Origin of the sequence: Candidatus Accumulibacter contiguus, assembly GCF_036625285.1 — a bacterium.
In the GTDB taxonomy this organism is placed as follows: Bacteria; Pseudomonadota; Gammaproteobacteria; order Burkholderiales; family Rhodocyclaceae; genus Accumulibacter; species Accumulibacter contiguus.
This window is the reverse complement of record NZ_JAZKUC010000001.1, coordinates 3,871,082-3,888,245: the sequence shown is the minus strand read 5'-3', so window position 1 is coordinate 3,888,245 and position 17,164 is coordinate 3,871,082. Positions and strand designations below refer to the sequence as shown.

At 60.9% G+C, this 17,164-nt stretch carries 16 protein-coding genes and 4 pseudogenes; 10 read left to right on the top strand and 10 right to left on the bottom strand.

Annotated elements, in window-relative coordinates:
* Positions 1–5: 5 nt before the first annotated feature.
* From V5B59_RS18395 to V5B59_RS18385, 4 genes and pseudogenes are all read right to left on the bottom strand, one after another.
* Entirely contained in the window at positions 6–434 is a 429-nt protein-coding gene (locus tag V5B59_RS18395) for an RDD family protein (protein ID WP_332352155.1), read from the bottom strand.
* Between the two features lie 47 nt (positions 435–481).
* On the bottom strand, positions 482–916 hold the full coding sequence (locus tag V5B59_RS26315; protein WP_408612942.1) for a DUF3106 domain-containing protein: 435 nt from the start codon (positions 914–916) through the stop codon (positions 482–484).
* A 124-nt stretch (positions 917–1,040) separates the two neighbouring features.
* A complete protein-coding gene (locus V5B59_RS18390; protein WP_332352154.1) occupies positions 1,041–1,418 on the bottom strand; it encodes a DUF3619 family protein in 378 nt (125 codons plus the stop codon).
* Positions 1,415–1,977: pseudogene (locus V5B59_RS18385) on the bottom strand (RNA polymerase sigma factor). The gene V5B59_RS18390 and the pseudogene V5B59_RS18385 overlap by 4 nt, the downstream one beginning before the upstream one ends.
* Positions 1,978–2,114: 137 nt before the next feature.
* Here V5B59_RS18385 and ilvB point away from each other — a divergent pair.
* The 5 genes and pseudogenes from ilvB to V5B59_RS18360 all read left to right on the top strand — a co-directional run bounded on the left by ilvB (position 2,115) and on the right by V5B59_RS18360 (position 7,877).
* Positions 2,115–3,833 (top strand): annotated as a pseudogene (gene ilvB / locus V5B59_RS18380) (biosynthetic-type acetolactate synthase large subunit).
* A 12-nt stretch (positions 3,834–3,845) separates the two neighbouring features.
* Positions 3,846–4,336, top strand: a pseudogene (gene ilvN / locus V5B59_RS18375) (acetolactate synthase small subunit).
* Positions 4,337–4,364: 28 nt separating this feature from the next.
* Positions 4,365–5,381, top strand: a pseudogene (ilvC, locus tag V5B59_RS18370) (ketol-acid reductoisomerase).
* An 83-nt stretch (positions 5,382–5,464) separates the two neighbouring features.
* Positions 5,465–6,232, top strand: coding sequence for a CDP-diacylglycerol--serine O-phosphatidyltransferase (gene pssA / locus V5B59_RS18365; protein WP_332352153.1), 768 nt, complete (start codon positions 5,465–5,467; stop codon positions 6,230–6,232).
* Positions 6,233–6,338: 106 nt separating this feature from the next.
* The gene (locus V5B59_RS18360; protein WP_169069379.1) at positions 6,339–7,877 is read left to right on the top strand and encodes a 2-isopropylmalate synthase; all 1,539 of its coding nucleotides are present in this window, start codon (positions 6,339–6,341) and stop codon (positions 7,875–7,877) included.
* Between the two features lie 30 nt (positions 7,878–7,907).
* Here V5B59_RS18360 and V5B59_RS18355 read toward each other — a convergent pair whose 3' ends face one another.
* Positions 7,908–8,252 (bottom strand): DUF2069 domain-containing protein, encoded by a 345-nt coding sequence (locus tag V5B59_RS18355; protein WP_169069378.1) that lies wholly within the window; start codon positions 8,250–8,252, stop codon positions 7,908–7,910.
* A gap of 43 nt (positions 8,253–8,295) precedes the next feature.
* Here V5B59_RS18355 and V5B59_RS18350 point away from each other — a divergent pair, with 43 nt between their 5' ends.
* Positions 8,296–9,153 carry a YihY family inner membrane protein gene (locus tag V5B59_RS18350; protein WP_169069377.1) on the top strand — a complete coding sequence of 286 codons (858 nt, stop codon included), beginning with the start codon at positions 8,296–8,298 and terminating at the stop codon, positions 9,151–9,153.
* A 13-nt stretch (positions 9,154–9,166) separates the two neighbouring features.
* On the opposite strand, the gene V5B59_RS18345 is transcribed toward V5B59_RS18350, so the two are convergent.
* Positions 9,167–10,549, bottom strand: a complete 1,383-nt coding sequence (locus V5B59_RS18345) for a hypothetical protein (RefSeq protein ID WP_169069376.1) — start codon at positions 10,547–10,549, stop codon at positions 9,167–9,169.
* Positions 10,550–10,984: 435 nt separating this feature from the next.
* Between V5B59_RS18345 and rpsP the strand changes: the two genes are divergently transcribed.
* The 4 genes from rpsP to rplS all read left to right on the top strand — a co-directional run bounded on the left by rpsP (position 10,985) and on the right by rplS (position 12,991).
* Complete coding sequence (gene rpsP, locus V5B59_RS18340) at positions 10,985–11,242, top strand: 30S ribosomal protein S16 (protein ID WP_034918928.1); 258 nt, start codon at positions 10,985–10,987, stop codon at positions 11,240–11,242.
* 66 nt (positions 11,243–11,308) lie between these two features.
* Positions 11,309–11,815 carry a ribosome maturation factor RimM gene (gene rimM / locus V5B59_RS18335; protein ID WP_034918940.1) on the top strand — a complete coding sequence of 169 codons (507 nt, stop codon included), beginning with the start codon at positions 11,309–11,311 and terminating at the stop codon, positions 11,813–11,815.
* Positions 11,812–12,603: a tRNA (guanosine(37)-N1)-methyltransferase TrmD gene (trmD, locus tag V5B59_RS18330; protein ID WP_034918932.1), complete on the top strand. Its 792-nt coding sequence runs from the start codon at positions 11,812–11,814 to the stop codon at positions 12,601–12,603. Before rimM ends, trmD begins: the two co-directional genes overlap by 4 nt.
* Before the next feature lie 22 nt (positions 12,604–12,625).
* A complete protein-coding gene (gene rplS / locus V5B59_RS18325; protein ID WP_034918938.1) occupies positions 12,626–12,991 on the top strand; it encodes a 50S ribosomal protein L19 in 366 nt (121 codons plus the stop codon).
* A 79-nt stretch (positions 12,992–13,070) separates the two neighbouring features.
* On the opposite strand, the gene folE2 is transcribed toward rplS, so the two are convergent.
* Genes folE2 through V5B59_RS18305 form a run of 4 tightly spaced genes read right to left on the bottom strand, consistent with a single transcriptional unit; the run spans position 13,071 to position 17,054 of the window.
* Entirely contained in the window at positions 13,071–13,895 is an 825-nt protein-coding gene (folE2, locus tag V5B59_RS18320; RefSeq protein WP_211203296.1) for a GTP cyclohydrolase FolE2, read from the bottom strand.
* A 15-nt stretch (positions 13,896–13,910) separates the two neighbouring features.
* Complete coding sequence (dxs, locus tag V5B59_RS18315; RefSeq protein WP_169069375.1) at positions 13,911–15,803, bottom strand: 1-deoxy-D-xylulose-5-phosphate synthase; 1,893 nt, start codon at positions 15,801–15,803, stop codon at positions 13,911–13,913.
* A gap of 43 nt (positions 15,804–15,846) precedes the next feature.
* Entirely contained in the window at positions 15,847–16,770 is a 924-nt protein-coding gene (locus V5B59_RS18310) for a polyprenyl synthetase family protein (RefSeq protein WP_169069374.1), read from the bottom strand.
* On the bottom strand, positions 16,767–17,054 hold the full coding sequence (locus V5B59_RS18305) for an exodeoxyribonuclease VII small subunit (protein ID WP_169069373.1): 288 nt from the start codon (positions 17,052–17,054) through the stop codon (positions 16,767–16,769). The genes V5B59_RS18310 and V5B59_RS18305 overlap by 4 nt, the downstream gene beginning before the upstream one ends.
* Positions 17,055–17,164 lie beyond the last annotated feature (110 nt).

Genomic DNA, 17,164 nt, shown 5'->3' with positions numbered 1-17,164 from the left:
GGCGCTCAGTTGATGATCAGCTGCGTGCCGGCGAGACGGTCGTGCAGAAATTGCCGGTCGCGATCGAACAATGCCCAGAGTATGCCGGCGCCGCCGAGAACGATGCTCGGCCAGCTCAACAGATAGCGCAGGAGCGCCCGGGCCGGGCGTACAGGCAAGCCATCACGGGTCACCAGCCGAATGCGCCAGGTCTTCATGGCCAGGGTCCGTCGCCCGTTGCTCCAGAACCAGAGAAAATAGATCAGCATCACGAGGAAGCAATGCGCCTGCAACAGGACGCGGCGACGCCACGGTGCGCGAAGGCGCCCAGGAGAATGTGCGGCAGACACCAGCAGCACGGCCAGTACGGCGAGCAGCAGCAGGGACTCGTAAAACATGCTCAACAGACGGCGCAGGAATGCCCGGCCGCTCGACGGCTTGCGTAGCGCGGCCATCAGCGCCCGACTTCCGCTTCGCTGCGGACGGGGCGGGGCTGTAGTGCTCAGCGGTACGGTGGGGGAGAGGGCGGTTTCCGCTGCTGGGGGGGGTGGCCGCACTCGACTACCGGGGGTGCCGAAGGCGTCGGCGCGGCTGTGGACTGGTGGGCCGGGCGGGGATGGCGTACCCGGGTAAGCTCCCTGGTTTCGGGACCGACTTGCTGGCGTGCTTGTTGCTTGAGTCTCGCCTTTTCTCTCTTCCGGCAGGCTCGAGTATTCCTCCCATTTCTGCCGAGTTGCTGTTTCTTTTCGACTCGGCAAGCTTGTTGGCGGTCATGAAGTTCTCGCGCGCTGCGTCGCTGCTCGGGCGTCAGCTTGCCCCACTCCTGCATCTGAACCTGAATTCGGCGCTGCTCTTCGGGCGTCATGGTGGCGAAGCGGCGCGTGATGCCCAGCCATTTCTTCTGGCGGCATGTACTCCAGGCTGTCCCAATCGTCACTCAGCGGCGCGAGGATCACCCGCTGCTCGACCGTCAGCTCGGTCCACTGGGGCTGCGCCGGGGTGACCATCGCCGACGGCCCGGCACCTCTGCCCAGGCGGTAAGCGCCACCATACTGCCAGGATTACTGCGACGCGGAGCTTTTCAGCCATGCATCAAAGCCCTTGTCGGTAAAGGCGGCGATTGGCAGATCGTCCGAGAGCAGCGCGCTGTCGATGAACTCGAGCTCGGCAATGCTCTGATCGGCATACCAGTAGGTGTAGCTGGCCATGCCGAGGACGACGAGCAGGGCCAGCAATACCTGCTTGAGGCGCAGGTTGTCGAGGTGTTGCAGAACGAAGCTTGCCGCTCCGGCCAGCACCGACTGGTGCATGGCAACCTTTTGCTGCGCCAGCGCACGCTGCCTCGCCGCTTCCAGGCGACCGACGGTTCCCGCGGGCAGTTCGTGCAGTCCACGATTCAGGTGTTGCCTGAGCTTGTAGGCAAAATGCAGTTCATTCATAAGGTGATTCCTTTTGCTTTCAGTGCCGCCGCCAGCGTATGATTGGCACGCGAGCAATGCGTCTTGACGCTGCCCTCCGAGCAGCCCATGGCTGACGCCGTCTCGGCAACGTCCATATCTTCCCAGTAACGCAGAAGGAAGGCTTCGCGTTGACGCGCTGGCAGCAATTCTATCTCTTTCTCAATTATCGCAAGGACTTGCGTCTGCTGAAGCTGGTCGTCGGGGTCTGCGGGCTATACGACCCCGATTCGCTGCTGATGGTTTCGAGCGGATCGTGATCCTCGTCATCGCTGGGCGAAAGCGATGAGAGCAAGGTGGTCCACAGCGAGCGAACCCTGCTGCGCCGATAGTAGTCGCGGATGGTGTTCTGCAGGATGCGCTGGAAAAGCAGCGGCAGCTCTGCGGCCGGACGGTCGCCGTACTTTTCGGCGAGCTTCATCATCGCGTCCTGGACGATGTCGAGCGCGGACTCTTCGTTACGCACCGCGAACATGGCCTGCTTGAAAGCGCGACGTTCGATTGCAGTGAGAAAATCTGACAGTTCGCGTTGGCTGGCCAGAGCGGGAATCCTTGCTGTTGTCGGGTTGGAAGCGGTTTCCGCGGACGCCGGATTGTCGTGAATGCCTTGACCAATCGAGGCCAAAGCTTTAACGTGGCAGACTTTTTTCGAGCAATTTGCTTGCTGGGGCGACGGCAATGACGATGATGACCGGTGCGGAGATTGTAATCAGGTGCCTGCAGGAAGAAAAGGTCGAATATGTATTCGGCTATCCGGGTGGGGCGGTCCTTCACATTTATGATGCGCTGTTCAAGCAGGATCAGATCAAGCATATTCTGGTTCGCCACGAACAGGCCGCAGTGCATGCGGCCGATGGTCTCGCGCGTTCTTCGCACAAGGTCGGCGTGGCGCTGGTCACCTCCGGTCCCGGCGCGACCAATGCGGTGACCGGCATCGCCACGGCCTATATGGATTCGATTCCACTGGTCGTCATCTCCGGGCAGGTGCCGAATGAATACATCGGCCAGGACGCCTTCCAGGAATGCGACACGGTCGGCATCACTCGCCCCTGCGTCAAGCACAACTTCCTGGTCAATGACGTGCACAAGCTCGCGGTGACGATGAAGAAGGCCTTCTATATCGCCAACAGCGGTCGTCCGGGCCCGGTCGTGATCGACATTCCGAAGGACGTGACCGCCGCCAGGTGCAAGTTCGAGTATCCGGAAACGCATCCAGTTGCGCTCGTACAACCCGGTGGTCAAGGGGCATCTGGGGCAGATCAAGAAAGCCGTGAACCTGCTGCTCGAAGCCAGGCGACCGATGATCTACACCGGCGGCGGGGTCATCCTGAGCCAACGGATCGCCGAGCAATTGACCCGGCTCACGCGCCGCCTGGGCTTTCCGATCACCAACACCCTGATGGGCCTCGGCGCCTATCCGGCCAGCGACCGGCAGTTCCTGGGCATGCCCGGCATGCATGGCACCGTCGAGGCCAACCTGGCCATGCAGCACTGCGACGTGTTGCTGGCCATCGGTGCGCGTTTTGACGACCGGGTGATCGGCAATCCGGACAACTTCGCGTCGATCCCGCGCAAGATCATCCACATCGACATCGATCCCTCGTCGATTTCCAAGCGGGTCAAGGTCGACCTGCCGATCGTCGGCAATGTTCCCGGACGTGCTCGAGGAGATGCTGCGTTTGCTCGACGCCGGCAATGCCTCCCCGGATGCCGGGGCGCTGGCCGCCTGGTGGGAGGAGATCGAGGCCTGGCGTGCCAAGCAGTGCATGAAATACCGGATGAAGAAGAGCGTCATCATGCCGCAGTACGTCATCGAGAAGCTGTACGAGGTGACCGGCGGCAAGGCGATCGTCACCTCCGACGTCGGTCAGCATCAGATGTGGGCGGCGCAATACTACAAGTTCGACGAGCCGCGTCGCTGGCTCAACTCGGGCGGCCTGGGCACCATGGGGGTCGGCCTGCCTTACGCCATGGGCGCGGCTCTGCAGCACCCGGAAATGCAGATTGCCTGTGTCACCGGCGAAGGCTCGATCCAGATGTGCATCCAGGAGTTGTCGACCGCCAAGCAGTTTCGCCTGCCGATCAAGATCATCAACCTCAACAACCGCTACCTGGGCATGGTCCGGCAGTGGCAGGAGATGTTCTACGGCAGTCGTTACTCGGAGTCGTACATGGATTCGCTGCCCGACTTCGTCAAGCTGGCTGAAGCTTATGGTCACGTCGGCATCCGCGTCGAGCGGCCGGAGGATGTCGAGCCAGCGCTGCGCAAGGCATTTCGTCGATCACAAGGACGATCTCGTATTCATCGATTTCATCACCGATCAGAAGGCAAATGTCTTTCCGATGGTGGCCGCCGGCAAGGGCCTGGCCGACATGATCCTGACCGAAGACCTGTAAGGGAAAGGCAAGATGCGACACATCATTTCAATCCTGCTCGAGAACGAAGCCGGCGCACTGTCGCGGGTAGCGGGCCTGTTCTCGGCCCGTGCCTACAACATCGAGACCTGACGGTGGCGCCGACCGAGGACGTCTCGCTGTCACGCCTGACCATCGTCACCTCGGGTACCGACGCGGTGATCGAGCAGATCACCAAGCAGCTGAACAAGCTGATCGACGTCATCAAGGTCGTCGATCTGTCCGAGGCGGCCCATATCGAGCGCGAGCTGATGCTGATCAAGGTGCGTGCCACCGGCAAGGACCGCGAGGAACTGAAGCGCCTGGCCGACATCTTCCGTGGTCACATCATCGACGTGACCGAATCGACCTATGTCGTCGAACTGACGGCCAGCGGCGCGAAACTCGACTCCTTCATCCAGGCGATCGACGCCGGACTGATTCTCGAGACGGTACGGACCGGCGTCTGCGGCATCGGTCGCGGCGAACGCATTCTAAAAGTCTAATCAGACTGACCAGCAAGAGGGAAATCGCATGAAAGTTTTTTACGACAAGGACGCCGACCTTTCCCTGATCAAGGGCAAGAAAGTCACCATCGTGGGCTACGGTTCGCAGGGTCATGCGCACGCGCAGAATCTCAGTGATTCCGGTGTCAAGGTGACGGTCGGCCTGCGCAAGGACGGTGCTTCCTGGAGCAAGGCCGAGAATGCCGGATTGAAGGTGGAGGAAGTCGCCAGGGCCGTCAGCGGCGCCGATGTGGTGATGATGCTGCTTGCCGGATGAGAGCATCCCGCAGGTCTACAACGCCGAAGTGGCACCGAACATGAAGAAAGGTGCAGCCCTGGCCTTTGCCCACGGCTTCAACATGCATTACAACCAGGTGGTGCCGCGCGACGATGTGGACGTCATCATGGTCGCACCGAAGGGTCCCGGGCATACGGTACGTTCGGAGTACCTCAAGGGTGGCGGCGTGCCGTCGCTGATCGCCGTGCACCAGGATCACTCCGGCAAGGCCCGGACATCGCGCTGTCCTACGCGGCAGCGAATGGCGGGACCAAGGGCGGGGTGATCGAGACCAACTTCCGCGAGGAGACCGAAACAGACCTCTTTGGCGAACAGACCGTGCTCTGCGGTGGTGCCGTAGAACTGGCCAAGATGGGCTTCGAGACGCTGGTCGAGGCGGGCTACGCACCCGAGATGGCGTATTTCGAGTGCCTGCATGAACTCAAGCTGATCGTCGACCTGATGTACGAAGGCGGCATCGCCAACATGAACTACTCGATTTCGAACAATGCCGAGTATGGCGAGTACGTGACCGGGCCGGAAGTGATCAACGAGAGCTCGCGTGCCGCCATGCGTGCGGCGCTCAAAAGGATTCAGAACGGTGATTACGCGAAGATGTTCATCCTCGAAGGGCGAACCAATTACCCGGCGATGACTGCGCGTCGCCGTCTGATGGCGCAGCACGAGATCGAGACCGTCGGTGCCAAACTGCGCGACATGATGCCCTGGATCAAGAAGAACCGGCTGGTGGATCAGAGCAAGAACTGATCGATTCCATGGCTTGCCGGGCGGAAGGTAGTCGCGCTGCCTTCCGCCTTCCTGGTTCTTGCCCGTTTTCACTCCATAGCGCAATGCCCGAAATCAAGCCTCGCAAAACCCTGTTCAACCCCGAGTTGCGGCGCCGAGGCATCTATGTTTTGCCGAATCTGTTCACTACGGCAGCATTGTTCTGCGGCTTCTTCGCCATCGTGCAGGCGATGAAGGGCAGCTTCGAGCAGGCAGCAGTGGCGATTTTCGTGGCCATGGTGCTTGATGGCCTCGATGGGCGGGTGGCGCGCATGACGCGCACGCAAAGCGCGTTCGGGGCGGAGTACGATTCGCTGTCCGACATGGTCTCGTTCGGAGTCGCCCCGGCGCTGGTCACCTACGCGTGGGCGCTCAAGGACATGGGGAGGCTCGGCTGGATTGCCGCCTTCATCTACTGCGTCGGCGCAGCGCTCAGGCTGGCGCGCTTCAATACGACGCTGGAAGTGATCGACCGGCGCTATTTCCAGGGCTTGCCGAGCCCGGCTGCGGCTGCTTTGGTGACCGGTTTCTTCTGGGTGATGATCGAAAAGAACATTGCTGCTGCCGAGGTGCGCTGGCTGACCTGTGGGCTGGTGATCTTTGCCGGCATCTCGATGGTGTCCAATGTCCGCTTCTACAGTTTCAAGGACGTCAACCTGCGGCGCAGCGTACCGTTCATCTTCGTTGTCGCCATCGCGCTTGGCTTCGCCGTGGTCTCCTACGATACGCCGGTTGCCCTGTTTGGGCTTTTCGTTGCGTATGCTCTCTCGGGCTACGTCCTGGCGCTGATGCAGTGGCTCCGGCGCAAGCCATCACCGCCGCCGGTGGCTTAGTTCCGTGTCGCTCATCTTGCGGCACCAAGCTTCGCGCATCGTCGGTCGGTGACCCAGCCAGGGTAGCCGTTGCAGGGTAGTCCATCCTTATCTCCGGAGTCAGTACATGAAAGAGCACTTGGTAATTTTTGATACGACCTTGCGCGACGGCGAACAGAGCCCGGGCGCTTCGATGACCAGGGAAGAGAAGCTGCGCGTCGCGCGCCAGCTTGAACGCATGCAGGTTGACGTGATCGAGGCGGGTTTTGCGGCGGCGTCACCCGGTGACTTCGAGGCCATTCAGTCGATTGCCAGAATCATCAAGGGGTCGACGGTCTGCTCGCTCGCTCGTTCCAACGAGAATGACATTCGTCGTGCCGGTGAGGCGATTGCGCCGGCAGCGCGCGGGCGTATTCATACGTTCATCGCCACCAGCCCGATCCACATGGAGAAGAAGTTGCGCATGACGCCCGATCAGGTGGTCGATGCGGCCGTGCGTGCCGTGCACTGGGCACGCGAATACACCGACGATGTCGAGTTCTCGGCCGAGGATGCGGTGCGCTCTGAGGTCGATTTTCTCTGTCGCGTTTTCACTGCGGCCATCGATGCGGGAGCCACCACCATCAATGTTCCTGATACCGTCGGCTACAGTGTCCCCTCGGTGTGGGGCGATCTGATGCGCACCCTGATCGAGCGCGTGCCAGGGGCAAGCCGGGTGGTGTGGTCCACCCATTGCCACAACGATCTGGGCATGGCGGTCGCGAATTCGCTGTCGGCAGTGCTGGCCGGCGCCCGCCAGGTCGAATGTACGATCAATGGCCTGGGGGAGCGGGCAGGCAACGCCTCGCTCGAAGAAGTAGTGATGGCGGTACGCACTCGCAGTGACCTTTTTCCCGTGCAGACGCGCATCGATACGACGCAAATCGTTCCTGCGTCGAAGCTGGTTTCCCAGATTACCGGCTACCCGGTGCAGCCCAACAAGGCCGTCGTCGGTGCCAATGCGTTTGCGCACGAATCCGGGATTCACCAGGACGGTGTGCTCAAACATCGCGAAACCTACGAGATCATGCGTGCCGAGGATGTTGGCTGGGCACAGAACAAACTGGTGCTCGGCAAGCACTCGGGACGCAATGCCTTCAAGTCGCGCCTGTTGGCGCTGGGTATCGTTCTCGACGGAGAGGAGGCACTGAATGCTGCGTTTGCCCGCTTCAAGGAACTGGCCGACAAGAAGCATGAAATCTTTGACGAGGATCTGCAGGCACTGGTTTCGGATGAAGACCTGGCGCCCGATGGCGAGTACTTCAAGCTGGTCTATTCAAGGGTTTGTTCGGAAACCGGCGAAACGCCGGCAGCAGATGTCACGCTGACGGTTGGTGGTGTCGAGAAGAAGGCATCGGGGATTGGTAGCGGTCCGGTCGACGCAGCATTCAAGGCGATCGAATCGATCGCTGCCAGCGGTGCCGAATTGCTGCTCTACTCGGTCAACGCGATTACCACGGGTACCGACGCCCAGGGCGAGGTAACCGTTCGTCTGGCAAAGGCCGGCCGCATCGTCAATGGCAATGGTGCTGATACCGACATCGTCATTGCTTCGGCGAAGGCCTACCTCAATGCCTTGAACAAACTGCAGTTTCCCGATCGTCTGGATCCGCAGGGCGATGTCTGACGGCCAGCGCGAGGCGGGCGTGGGCGTGATTCAGCGTGCCGAGGGGCGGGTCAGTCTGGCGTAGGCGACGCTGGCGCCAAAAAAGATCAGCGCCAGGATGGTTTCGGCGATCGCCAGCCACTGCCCGGTGCCCCTTTCTGTGGTGGCACGGACGATGCCTTCCGTGAAATACAGCAGGATCAGCATCGATGCCCACTGGTACGAGTAGCGGCGACCATGCAGGATTCCGAATAGCGGCGCCAGCAGCGGCAGGCACTTCAGGGCCAGCCAGGAGCCGCCCGGATGGACCGGGGCGAGGCGCAACTCCCAGGCGAGACACAGAAAAATCAGCGCAATCAGGCTGCTGCAGGCCACCAGGTAGAGACTGCGGATCATCAAGTGTCGATTTTTTCAGGCATGCAGCTATTATATCCACCTTATGTCTCCCGCACATTTTCCTTGGCGTCGTTTTGCGGCGCGCGTCCGACGTCGCTTTGTCGAGGAGAACTTCGATCAGATCAGCGCCAGCCTCGCTTTTACCACTCTGCTGTCATTGGTACCACTGGTCGCCGTTGTTCTGAGCATTGTCGCGCTCGTTCCCTTTTTCCCGAGCATTGTTGAGCAGTTGGAGCTTTCTCTGGCCCGCAGTCTGCTGCCGGAGCGTGGCGCCGGGATGATCATCGCGTACGTCCTCGAGTTTTCCCAGAAGGCGGCGAATGTCACTGCGGTCGGTTCGCTGGCTTTGGTGGCGACTGTCCTGATGCTGTTGCTGACCATTGAGCGTGCCTTCAATCACGTCTGGTCGGTGCGCGAGACGCGTCCCTGGTGGCGGCGCCTGCGTTTGTTTGCCGCCCTGCTTGTCTTGTGGCCAGTGGTGATTGGTAGCGTGCTGCTGGCCAGTTCGTATGCCGTCACCACTTCGCTGGGCGTTCTGGACGAGTTGCCGTGGGTCAGGCGAATCCTGTTCAAGGCACTCGGGCTGGTGATTGCAAGCCTGTTTCTTGGCGGGCTGTACCATGTGCTCCCCAATACCCGGGTGGCGTCACGCGACTCGGCATGGGCAGGGCTGTTTGCCGCCCTGGGATTCCTGCTGCTACAAAAGGGATTCGAGTTCTACCTGTCGAATTTCCCAACGTATACAGTAGTCTATGGCACGTTCGCAACGTTGCCGATATTTCTCTTGTGGCTCTACCTGTCGTGGGCGGTGGTGCTGCTGGGTGCACTGGTGGCGGCGACCCTGCCCGAGTTCAGAGGTCCTGGAAACAGCGCCGGAAACGGCACCTCTGAACGGTCATGACTGTTCTTGCACATCAAAACGGGTTCTGGTCAGGTTCGATCGACAGGATCTCGACGCTGCTGGTCTGTTCGTCAATGCTGGTGCGGTGGACTTCGCGCACGCTGATGTTATCGCCCTCGATGAGCAGCAGCAGTTTCTTGCGCTCTTTCGGCAACGCCCCGGTGGCGACCACCAGTGTTTGACCGGAACGTAGCTTCGGGATCGCCGGCAGAATGAGCACTCGCAGATGCTCGGTCCCTGTGCCATGGGATGGCTGCGCGAGAATGGCCGGCACAGCCTTGGGCGCGAGTATTTGCAAACCGAGTTCCAGATGCTCGGGGTTTTCAGACAAAGCCCAGCGGACCAGGCAAATCTGCCAGTTCTGGTCAGAGTCCGTGCGGATGGCGACCACGTTTCCAACCGACAGTGCCCCGGTGTTGCCGGCAACATGCATGACGGCATAGCCCTCGGGGCTTTCGTTGGTCACCATCCAGGTCGATACGTTGACATTGGCTGCTTCTCCTGTCTTGCTGAGTTGCCACAGTCCGTCGATGCCGGTACCGAGGAGCGTCCGGTGGTTCTGTCTGCGGCGCAGAAAGCGGCGCTTTCCCGAATCGCCCCAGCGAGCCGCGAGGCGGACCAGGACGCCGCGTCCGGCCGGCGTGCCTGCGAAGTCCGGCAGGTTCAGCTCTTGCGCGGGGATGCCTGCATCGAGTTGGGCGATCTGGTCCTTGAGCAGCAAGCACAGGCGAAGGCAAGAAAAACAATCCGGCAGGTCTGTTGGTCGAGAAATCTTGCGTAAGGACGATAAGGCGGCTACGTCGCGTGCCGGGTCGATCCAGAAAGTTCCCGGGGTTATGGGCAGCGCTGCGGAGAGTACTTCCACCTGGTCGGCAAAGCGTTCAAAGTAGGCCGCGAGGAACAGGACTTCCAGTGGCGTCAATGACGCAGGCTGAGCACAGCCGAGCAGGACTGCCGAATAGTAGACATCCTGCAGGCTGCGCGAAGTGCCCTTCGGGACCGCAGTATTCACTTGCAGACGTCGCGCCGTGGCATAGGTCTGATGCAGCTGTTGCCAGCAGCCGGTAGGGGTTGGACAGGCAATCAAGTGACTGATCATCAGCTGTTGTGCGAGCGCCTGCAGGCTTCGCCACAGAGCCAGTTCCGGCGGAGGGGCCGGCCGCGGGACTCCCTCCTGCAGTGCAAGCGTATCATCAGCGAGCATTTGCAGCAGATCCAGAACACTGTTGACGATGCGGCGCGTCTTGCGTGGCACGGGTAGCACCAGCTCGCTGGTCACCGACGGGAGCAGACACGCAATGACCGTCATGCCACGCTTGTACAGACGGTCAAGGGCATGCGCGCGTTGCAGCGGTGTCGCCTGGACGTCGTGCAGATCCTTCAGGTGCAAGCGCAACAGAGGAAGTTCGTCTAAAGACCGCGGCGCCAGTGGCGACGCGAGCCACTGAAGAATATCTCGCAGTTCCCGCGGACGCGCCGCGTTGCGATCTGTGTCAGCAGCATTGGAAGCGATTTCGGTCATCAGCAACCTGCCAAAGGGGTTTGCGTCGTGATGTTGTCAGCCTCGTTGGTAACTGGCTTGTGGTGGCACATGGCAGCTACCGCGGAGTCCAAAGGCATGCCTTTAAATCCAAGCGTTGTGTTAGCACTGCGGTTGCGCCGATTATACCTGCGAGGCCAGATGGAAGGGAGTGTGAAGTTTCCGTTGCCATGGCTTTTGGCCTCTGGCGGAGATCTTTTGCACGGATCGTGGGATCGTCGCGCATGTGCATCTTTTCTTGTGCTTTCTTGCTATAATTTCACCCTTTTCCTGGATTTGGAAGAGACTGACATGGTTGTTATTCGTCTGGCCCGTGGTGGCGCCAAGAAGCGCCCCTTCTACAATATGGTGGTCGCTGATTCACGCGCTCGCCGTGATGGCCGCTTCATCGAGCGCATCGGCTTCTACAACCCGCAGGCTTCTGGCAATGAGCGGGGGCTGCACATTGCGACTGACCGTCTCAGTTACTGGCAGCAGCAGGGCGCCCAGACTTCGCCAACGGTGGCTCGCCTGCTCAAGCAGTCCACCAAGGTGGTAGCGGCGGCCTGAACCTTGTCCGTCGTTGGCGTGCCTGACACCACTGCGGCGCTTGCCCCGGAATCTCCGCCTGCTGATATCGTGGTCCTCGGCAAGATTGTCGCTGCCTGCGGTCTGCAGGGCGAGGTGCGCGTACATCCGTTTGCCGACGATCCATTGGCCTGGTCGCGACTGACGCACTGGTGGGTCGGTAGGGAAGGCGATGCTCCCGGCCTGTGGCGTCAGATGAAACTGCTCAGGTGCCAGCTCCATAACGATCTGCTGCTTGCCCGGCTCGCATGCGTGGCCGATCGTACCGCTGCTGAAGCCATCCGGGGTGCTCTGGTTGGCGTTCCGCGCGCAGCCTTGCCGCCGACGGCGACCGATGAATACTACTGGGCAGACCTCCTTGGTCTGGAAGTGCGCAATACCCGCGAGCAATCACTGGGTCGGATTCTCGGTTTGATCGAAACGCCGGCCAACGCCGTGCTGCGGGTTGGCGATGGCGAGAGTGGCGAAAGACTGTTGCCTTTCGTGGCGGCGGTAGTGCTGGATGTCGACCTTGCCGAGCGGCGGGTTCGCGTTGAGTGGGAAACGGATTGGTGAATGCGTCAGAGGCGGGGCCGTTTGTCGCCGATGTCGTGACCTTGTTTCCTGAAATGTTTGCCGCACTCACGCAGTCGGGGGTGACGCGCAGGGCTCTCGAATCCGGGCGCTGGAGCCTGCAATTGTGGAACCCGCGTGATTTCACGCACGACCGGCACCGTAGCGTCGATGATCGTCCATACGGCGGTGGACCGGGAATGGTGATGATGCCGGCGCCACTGGAAGCGGCAATCGAGGCGGCGCGAGCGCGGCAACAGGCACTGGGTGTGTCCGCCAGCCGCGTCATCTGTCTGTCGCCGCAGGGCCCGCTGCTGACGCATGCGCGGGTACTGCGCCTGGCCCAGGCCGGTGAAGCACTGCTGCTGGTTTGCGGGCGCTATGAAGGAATCGATGAGCGGTTCATCGCACGCTGTGTCGATGAGGAGATTTCCATCGGAGATTTCGTCCTTTCGGGGGGTGAAATCCCGGCGATGGCACTGCTGGACGCGGTTGTCAGGCAGTTGCCGGGGGTGCTGAACGATGCCGAGTCGGCACAACAGGATTCGTTTGTGGCGGGCTTGCTGGATTGCCCGCACTATACCCGGCCCGAGGAATACGCAGGGCTGCGGGTGCCGGAGGTGCTGCTCTCCGGTCACCACGAGGAGATACGACGCTGGCGCCTGCAACAGGCACTGGGTCGAACGTGGCAGCGACGTCCCGAGTTGTTGGCGGGACGCGCGTTGTCAAAATCGGAAACGCAACTCCTGGTGAAGTTTCAGGAGCAATGCGGTCAGGACAATAAAGCGTAATTCGCTTGCATGGAGTTCTAAAATGAATCTGATCGAGCAACTTGAGCAGGAAGAAATCGCCCGTCTGGGCAAGGTCATACCGCCGTTTGCACCGGGCGACACGGTCGTCGTCCAGGTCAAGGTGAAAGAAGGCGCACGCGAGCGCCTGCAGGCGTACGAAGGCGTGGTGATCGCCAAGCGCAACCGCGGCCTCAACTCCAGTTTCATCGTCCGCAAGGTTTCATCCGGCGAGGGCGTCGAGCGTACTTTTCAGACCTACTCGCCGCTGGTGGCCGCGATTGAAGTCAAGCGTCGTGGCGACGTACGGCGTGCCAAGCTCTACTATCTGCGCGAGCGCTCCGGCAAGTCGGCGCGGATCAAGGAAAAGCTGGTCCGCCGGCAGCGCTGAAAACGCGCGTTCCTGCGTGTTCTGTGGTGACGCGGCGAAGTCGGGAGAGCGGGCGACTGCGCCGCGTTTCCGGGGAGACTCAAGCGGGAGCTGAAACCCGCTTGTCGTTTTCGATCAGCGCATAAGCCGAGTGGTTGTGGATCGACTCGAAGTTTTCGGACTCGATCACATAGGCATCGATACGACGCTCGGCATTGAGACGTGCCGCCACGTCGCGCACCATGTCCTCGACGAACTTCGGGTTGTCGTAAGCCCGCTCGGTGACGTATTTCTCGTCAGGACGCTTGAGCAGGCCGTACAACTCGCAGGAGGCCTCGGTTTCGACGAAACGAACCAGTTCTTCGATCCACAGGTGATCGTTGATCTGGACAGTAACGGTGACATGGGAGCGCTGGTTGTGCGCCCCGCGCTCGGAAATCTGCTTGGAACACGGGCAGAGGCTGGCGACCGGAACAGTGACCTTGATCGTCGACTCGATACGGCCGTGACAGATCTCGCCAATCAGTGTCACGTCGTAATCCATCAGGCTTTGCACTCCCGACACTGGCGCCGTCTTGTTGATGAAATACGGAAAGCTCATTTCGATATGACCGGTTTCGGCTTCCAGCCGGTCTACCATTTCACGCAGCATGGCCGGGAAATTCTCGACCGAAATTTCGCGTTCGTGGCTGTTGAGAATCTCCACGAATCGTGACATGTGGGTGCCCTTGAAGTTGTGCGGCAGGCCGACATACATGTTGAAGATGGCGATCGTATGCTGGATGCCACCAGACTTGTCGAGCACCTTGACCGGGTGACGGATGGCCTTGATCCCCACTTTGTTGATGGCGATCTGTCGGGTATCGGCCGAGCCCTGGACGTCCGCCATGACTGCGGGGTTGCGTGGGGTTTCGGGTGCGTTCATTGCTGCTCCAGGTAGTTATTTTTGGGACGCTCGCATCGACTCGCCCGAATCCGCCATGTTGCCTTGGCGTGCGCGTACTGCACGGATGATTCCTTCGCGATCCAGGCCGATTTCCGCCAGCAGCAGTGCTTGATCTCCGTGTTCGATGAAGTGGTCGGGAATTCCCAGCCGCAACAGGCGAGTCGGACTGGTGATTTCTTCGAGGACGCGTTCGACCTCGGAACCTGCACCACCAATCACGGCATTTTCTTCGACGCTGACCAGCAGAGAATGTTCCGCAGCCAGCGCAATGATCAGGTCGCGGTCGATCGGTTTGACAAAGCGCATGTTGGCGACGCTGGCATCGAGTTCTTCGGCGGCAGCGAGAGCGGGCGTCAGCATGCTGCCAAAGGCGAGCAGCGCAACGCCGCTACCGCGACGGCGGATTTCACCCTTGCCTACCGGTAGTCCGACGAGTTCCTTGTCAATGGCCAGGCCGGCACCGCTGCCGCGCGGGTAGCGAACCGCACTGGGACCGTCGAGGCGGTAAGCGGTGGTCAGCATCTTGCGACACTCGTCCTCGTCGGACGGAGTCATCACTACCATATTGGGAATGCAGCTCAGGAACGAGAGGTCGAAAGCGCCATGGTGGGTGGGACCATCGGCACCGACCAGGCCGCCGCGGTCCAGTGCGAAGACCACTGGCAGATTCTGCAGCGCGACATCATGCACCAGTTGATCGTAGCCGCGCTGCAGGAAGGTCGAATAGATCGCCAGCACCGGCCGCAGCCCCTCGCAAGCCAGGCCAGCGGCAAAGGTGACGGCATGCTGCTCGGCAATACCGACATCGTAATAGCGGTCCGGGTAGCGTTGGCTGAAGCGCAGCAGGCCGGATCCTTCACGCATGGCCGGGGTGATGCCGACGAGTTTCGGGTCGGCCGCCGCCATGTCGCAGAGCCAGTCGCCAAAAATCTGCGTGTAACTGGGCTTGACCCCGCTCGGACTACCAGCGATGCCGACCTCGGGCTGAAACTTCGAGACTCCGTGGTAGAGAATCGGATCAACCTCTGCCAGCTTGTAACCCTGCCCCTTCTTGGTGATCACATGCAGGAACTGCGGCCCCTTCAGATTTTTCAGATTCTGCAGGGTGGGGATCAGCGATTCGAGGTCGTGGCCGTCGATCGGGCCGATATAGTTGAATCCCATTTCCTCGAACAGGGTGCCAGGCGTCAGCATGCCCTTGACGTGCTCCTCGGCACGTTTGGCGAATTCCCGCAGCGATGGCGAAAAGTCGAGAATCTTCTCGCCTGCCTTGCGCGCGGCATTGAAGCTGCCGCCGGAGAAGAGCCGTGCCAGGTAGCGGTTGAGGGCACCCACTGCGGGTGAGATCGACATGTCGTTATCGTTGAGCACGACGAGCATGTCGGCATCCGCCACGCCGGCATTGTTCAATGCTTCAAAAGCCTGGCCAGCGGACATTGCACCATCGCCGATGATCGCCACGACCTTGCGCGGCTCGCCCTTGATCTTGGCAGCCAGCGCCATGCCGAGTGCAGCCGAGATCGAGGTGGATGAATGACCGACGCCGAAAGTGTCGTACTTGCTCTCGCTACGTTTCGGAAAACCTGAAATGCCGCCGTGCATCCGCAGCCTGGCCATGCCGGAACGGCGACCGGTGAGCACCTTGTGCGGATACGTCTGGTGGCCGACGTCCCACACCAGGCGATCGTGCGGGGTGTCGAATACGTGGTGCAGGGCGACCGTGAGTTCGATCGTGCCGAGGTTCGAAGAAAGATGTCCGCCGGTTCTGGCTACCGATTCCACCAGGAAGCTGCGCAACTCGTCGGCGAGTTGCGGCAGTTGCTTGCGCTCAAGTTTGCGTACCTGCGCTGGATCGCTGATGGTGTCGAGTAGAGGGTAACGAGTCATGGATAGTCCTGCTGAAGCGCCCGGTGGCAGCCAGAAATGGTTCTTAGAACTTGCGCTGAGTAATGAAATGGGTCAGTTCGACCAGCCGCTGCGCACGCACATCGAAAATGGCGAGGGCTTCGAGTGCCTGTACCCTGAGATCGGCAGCAAATTCACGTGCGCGGTCAAGCCCCACCAGGGTGACGTAGGTCGGTTTTTCAGCATCGGCATCCTTGCCTGCCGTCTTGCCCAGCGTCGCCGTGCTGGCCGTGCAGTCGAGGATGTCGTCGACGACCTGGAACAGCAAGCCGACGCGCTTGGCAAAGCGATCCAGCGATGTACGTTCCGCAACCGTCAGTGTCTTGCCACACAGTCCACCGAGCAGCACGGCGGCACGGATCAGGGCGCCGGTCTTGAGGGTATGCATCAATTCGAGTTCGGGTTGATCGAGGCTTTTGCCGACGGCTTCCAGGTCGATCGATTGCCCACCAGCCATGCCACAGGAACCGCTGGCGCGCGCCAGGAGGTGCAGCATTTCCAGTTGCCGGCAGGGGTCACCGAAATCCTCGCGCGCCAGCAGCTCGAAAGCCAGCGACTGCAGGCTGTCGCCAACCAGCAGGGCGGTCGCCTGATCGTACTCGACATGGCAGGTCGGCCGGCCGCGTCGCAGCACGTCATTGTCCATGCACGGCAGGTCGTCATGCACCAGCGAGTAGCTATGGATCAGCTCGACGGCGCTGGCGGCGATGTCCAGTCGCTCTGCTGCAGCATCGGTCAATTCGCCGGCAGCGAACACCAGCAATGGGCGTACCCGCTTGCCGCCATTCAGGGTGGCGTAGCGCATGGCTTCATGCAGACGGCCTGGAATGGCTTCGCCGGGCGGCAGACAGCGGGCAAGCGTCGCTTCCAGTCGTGCCTGGACAGCGAACATCCAGTCCGCAAAGGACAGCCGGTGGGGATTGGCGGGCTGCAAGGAAGGCGTGCTCATCGCGCCACTCCGCCATCCGGCTCGAAATCGCGCAGCGTGCCATTCTCGAGAATCTGGATCTGGCGTTCGGCATCGCCGAGTTGCTGCTGGCAGTGCTGGAGCAGTTCGCTGCCGCGTCGGTACGCAGCCAGCGATTCTTCGAGCGGCAGACGGCCGCCCTCCATGTTCTGAACGATCTGTTCGAGTTCGGCGAGAGCTGCTTCGAATTTCAGCTCGCCAACGGCTACTCCTGCCTTGCCGGAGAGGGCAGTGTCGGCAGGATGCTCGGATTTTGGTCGTGGCATCGGAAAGGCTCGGCTCAAACTGGCGAAAATAGCCTATTAGTGGGCTTCCGGTCAAATGAAAACATGCCGCGCCTGCGAGCTGCAGACCTGCCTGGCGGGACTGATGCTAC

Excerpts from the sequence above, each read along its gene's own strand:
- V5B59_RS18305 (WP_169069373.1), bottom strand. The coding sequence starts at position 17,054 with ATGCCACGACCAAAATCCGAGCATCCTGCCGACACTGCCCTCTCCGGC.
- rpsP (WP_034918928.1), top strand. The coding sequence starts at position 10,985 with ATGGTTGTTATTCGTCTGGCCCGTGGTGGCGCCAAGAAGCGCCCCTTC.
- dxs (WP_169069375.1), bottom strand. The coding sequence starts at position 15,803 with ATGACTCGTTACCCTCTACTCGACACCATCAGCGATCCAGCGCAGGTA.
- pssA (WP_332352153.1), top strand. The coding sequence starts at position 5,465 with ATGCCCGAAATCAAGCCTCGCAAAACCCTGTTCAACCCCGAGTTGCGG.
- rplS (WP_034918938.1), top strand. The coding sequence starts at position 12,626 with ATGAATCTGATCGAGCAACTTGAGCAGGAAGAAATCGCCCGTCTGGGC.
- V5B59_RS18395 (WP_332352155.1), bottom strand. The coding sequence starts at position 434 with ATGGCCGCGCTACGCAAGCCGTCGAGCGGCCGGGCATTCCTGCGCCGT.
- folE2 (WP_211203296.1), bottom strand. The coding sequence starts at position 13,895 with ATGAACGCACCCGAAACCCCACGCAACCCCGCAGTCATGGCGGACGTC.
- V5B59_RS18350 (WP_169069377.1), top strand. The coding sequence starts at position 8,296 with ATGTCTCCCGCACATTTTCCTTGGCGTCGTTTTGCGGCGCGCGTCCGA.
- V5B59_RS18360 (WP_169069379.1), top strand. The coding sequence starts at position 6,339 with ATGAAAGAGCACTTGGTAATTTTTGATACGACCTTGCGCGACGGCGAA.
- V5B59_RS18310 (WP_169069374.1), bottom strand. The coding sequence starts at position 16,770 with ATGAGCACGCCTTCCTTGCAGCCCGCCAATCCCCACCGGCTGTCCTTT.
- V5B59_RS18355 (WP_169069378.1), bottom strand. The coding sequence starts at position 8,252 with ATGATCCGCAGTCTCTACCTGGTGGCCTGCAGCAGCCTGATTGCGCTG.
- V5B59_RS18390 (WP_332352154.1), bottom strand. The coding sequence starts at position 1,418 with ATGAATGAACTGCATTTTGCCTACAAGCTCAGGCAACACCTGAATCGT.